This window comes from Streptomyces sp. NPDC004051, assembly GCF_053604275.1.
Window position 1 is genome coordinate 1 of sequence record NZ_JBSGHG010000045.1, and the last position, 3,284, is coordinate 3,284.

The window sequence follows — 3,284 nt, forward strand, 5'->3', positions numbered from 1 at the left end:
CCTGAACAGCACCCACAACTCATCCGGTACCAGCCGCTCAACGAGATCCGTCATGCACGGTCCAACGAACGATCACGCCATAAGAAACGACGTCTTAGGGTGGGCAGCCGGTCGCTCGAGCTCCCGGACCACGGGTCCGGGGGCACGGACCCGGACACGGACCCGGGCCCTTCGGTGCGCCCGGAGGGGCGGGCGGAACCGCCGCGGAACAGGTACGGAGCGTAGCTGCCCGGTCGCGGAATCCGAGGGTTCCTTATACCGCCTTCATCATGCTAGAAACAGGTCTACACCACCGAGTGGTGTAGACCACCATGATGGAGGAAGTATGAGCACCGCCACCGCCTCGGCGGCCCCCGCGAAGAAGCGGGGATCCGGCCTGATCCAAGGCCTGCAGAAGGTGGGTCGCAGTCTCCAGCTCCCGATCGCCGTGCTGCCGGCGGCGGGCATCCTGCTGCGGCTCGGCCAGCCCGATGTGTTCGGCGCCGACGGTCTCGGCTGGGACAAGGTCGCGGCCGTGTTCGCCACCGCCGGTGGCGCGATCTTCGACAACCTGCCGATGCTGTTCTGCATCGGTGTGGCCATCGGCTTCGCCAAGAAGGCCGACGGCTCCACGGCGCTCGCCGCCCTGGTCGGCTTCCTGGTCTACAGCAACGTCCTGAAGGCGTTCCCCGTCACCGAGGCGAAGGTGCAGGCCGGCGAGGACATAGCCGCGACCTACAACAACCCCGGTGTGCTCGGCGGCATCCTGATGGGTCTGCTGGCGGCGGTGCTCTGGCAGCGCTACCACCGCAAGAAGCTGGTGGACTGGCTCGGCTTCTTCAACGGCCGCCGTCTCGTTCCGATCATCATGGCGTTCGTCGGTACCGCGATGGGCGTCTTCTTCGGTCTGGTCTGGGAGCCGATCGGTGACGGCATCTCGGCGGTCGGCGAGTGGATCACCGGGCTCGGCGCGGTCGGCGCGGGTCTGTTCGGCCTGATCAACCGCGCGCTGATCCCGATCGGCATGCACCAGTTCGTGAACACCGTCTCCTGGTTCCAGATCGGCGACTTCACCAACGCCGCGGGCGAGGTCGTCCACGGTGACCTGAACCGGTTCTTCGCCGGGGACCCGGACGCCGGGATGTTCATGTCGGGCTTCTTCCCGATCATGATGTTCGGTCTGCCGGCCGCCGCGATCGCCATCGCGCACGCCGCCCGTCCGGAGCGCCGCAAGGCCGTGATGGGCATGATGATCTCCCTCGCCCTGACCTCCTTCGTGACGGGTGTGACCGAGCCGATCGAGTTCGCGTTCATGTTCATCGCCCCGGCGCTGTACGTGATCCACGCGGTGCTCACCGCCCTGTCCATGGCGATCACCTGGGCGCTCGGGGTGCACGCGGGCTTCACCTTCTCGGCGGGCGCCATCGACTACGGGCTCAACTGGAACCTGGCGACCAAGCCCTGGCTGATCATCCCGATCGGTCTGGTCTTCGCGGCGATCTACTACGCGGTGTTCCGCTTCGCGATCGTCAAGTTCAACCTGCCGACCCCGGGCCGGGAGCCCGAGGAGGAGATCGAGGACACCACGAAGGCGTGAGTGGTCCTCGTCGTCCTCGTACGGGTACGACAGCAGCGTGACCGAGGCCCCGGAGCCGTCAGGGAGGACGGCTCCGGGGCCTCGGGCGTGCGGGGGTTCAGATGACGTACGTCGCGCCGGGTGCCGCGAGCTCCACCGGGCCGTCGTAGACGGCGCGGGCGTCGGCGAGGTTGACCTGCGGGTCGGTCCACGGGGCGATGTGGGTGAGGACCAGCCGGCGGGCGCGGGCGCGGGCCGCCGTCTCACCCGCCTCGCGGCCGTTGAGGTGCAGGTCGGGGATGTTCTCCTTGCCGTGGGTGAAGGCTGCCTCGCACAGGAACAGGTCGGTGTCCCGGGCGAGTTCGTCGAGCGCCCGGCACACTCCGGTGTCGCCGGAGTACGTCAGTGACCTCCCTCCGTGCTCGAGACGGATGGCGTACGCCTCCACCGGGTGCGCGACGCGTTCGGTGTGCACGAGGAACGGGCCGAGCTCGAAGGTGGAGGGCTTGACCGTGTGGAAGTCGAAGACCTCGCTCATGGAGGAGGCCGAGGGGGTGTCGGCGTAGGCGGTGGTCAGCCGGTGCTCCGTGCCCTCGGGTCCGAAGACCGGGATCGGGTCGCAGGGGCCGCCGTGCCGGTAGTAGCGCGCCACGAAGTACGCGCACATGTCGATGCAGTGGTCGGCGTGCAGATGGCTGAGGAAGATCGCGTCCAGGTCGTAGAGACCGCAGTGGCGCTGCAGCTCGCCCAGGGCACCGTTGCCCATGTCGAGAAGCAGCCGGAAGCCGTCGGCCTCTACGAGGTAGCTCGAGCAGGCCGATTCCGTGGACGGGAACGACCCCGAGCAGCCGACGACGGTGAGCTTCATGAAGCAGAAACCTCCGCTGGCGGGGTGAGGGGAACGGGGGTCGTGCGGTTCGTCGAGCGTAAGACGCAAAACCTTCGGCCGCTCCTTCGCCAGGGACGGTTGTGGGGGAACTCACCTGTGCTGTCACCGGTTCGGATGGCCGCGGGTCGTGCGAGGAGTGTGAGGGGGCGCACGCTCTCGGTTCACGCCGGTGCCCTCGGGTGCCCGGTACCGTCAGGGTCATGGACACGTCGTGGTGGCTCGCCCTCGTCGCGGTGGTACTGCTCGCGCTGGTCGCCACGCTCGTCGACGGCTGGGGCCGGGGGCACCGGCCCCGCTCCGAACGCCGGACGCGGGCCTCGGGGGCGGCGACCGCGACGACGGCGGTCGCGGATGCGGGCGGCGGTCCGCGGCCGGCGGAGATCTGGTGGGCCGACGTGCCCTACGAGGACGGACCGGCGGGTGCCGGGGCGTCGAAGGACCGGCCGTGCCTGGTGCTGGCGGTGCGCGGGGAGCGGGCGACCGTCGCGAAGATCACGACGCGCTTCCGGGAGGGGCGCGGCGGGGTGATCCCGCTGCCGGCGGGGGCCGTGGGGGACGCCCGGGGGCGGGCGAGCTTCCTGGAGACGGACGAGTTGCGCGAGGTGCCGGTGCGGGGGTTCCGGCGCCGGGTGGGGGCCGTCGACCGGGCGCTGTGGGAGCGGGTACGGCATCTGGCCCGGTGACCCGGTGGCGGTGGCGGGCGGACCGCCGAGAGCCCCGAAGGCGCCGAAGCCCTGGAGCCGCCGGAACTCCCCGGGCCTCTGGACCCTGGAACCCCTGGCCCCCCGGAACTCCCGGGACCTCTGGAACCCCCAGAACCTCCCGAGATTCCCGGCACCT

At 69.9% G+C, this 3,284-nt stretch carries 3 protein-coding genes; 2 read left to right on the forward strand and 1 reads right to left on the reverse strand.

Annotation, left to right across the window (positions count from 1 at the left end; genetic code table 11):
- Positions 1 to 325: 325 nt before the first annotated feature.
- Positions 326 to 1,576 carry a PTS transporter subunit EIIC gene (locus ACWEQO_RS30680; RefSeq protein ID WP_361448983.1) on the forward strand — a complete coding sequence of 417 codons (1,251 nt, stop codon included), beginning with the start codon at positions 326 to 328 and terminating at the stop codon, positions 1,574 to 1,576.
- A gap of 97 nt (positions 1,577 to 1,673) precedes the next feature.
- On the opposite strand, the gene ACWEQO_RS30685 is transcribed toward ACWEQO_RS30680, so the two are convergent.
- Complete coding sequence (locus ACWEQO_RS30685) at positions 1,674 to 2,423, reverse strand: MBL fold metallo-hydrolase (protein ID WP_361448980.1); 750 nt, start codon at positions 2,421 to 2,423, stop codon at positions 1,674 to 1,676.
- 221 nt (positions 2,424 to 2,644) lie between these two features.
- Here ACWEQO_RS30685 and ACWEQO_RS30690 point away from each other — a divergent pair, with 221 nt between their 5' ends.
- Positions 2,645 to 3,127: a type II toxin-antitoxin system PemK/MazF family toxin gene (locus ACWEQO_RS30690; protein WP_361448977.1), complete on the forward strand. Its 483-nt coding sequence runs from the start codon at positions 2,645 to 2,647 to the stop codon at positions 3,125 to 3,127.
- The last annotated feature ends 157 nt before the right edge of the window (positions 3,128 to 3,284 follow it).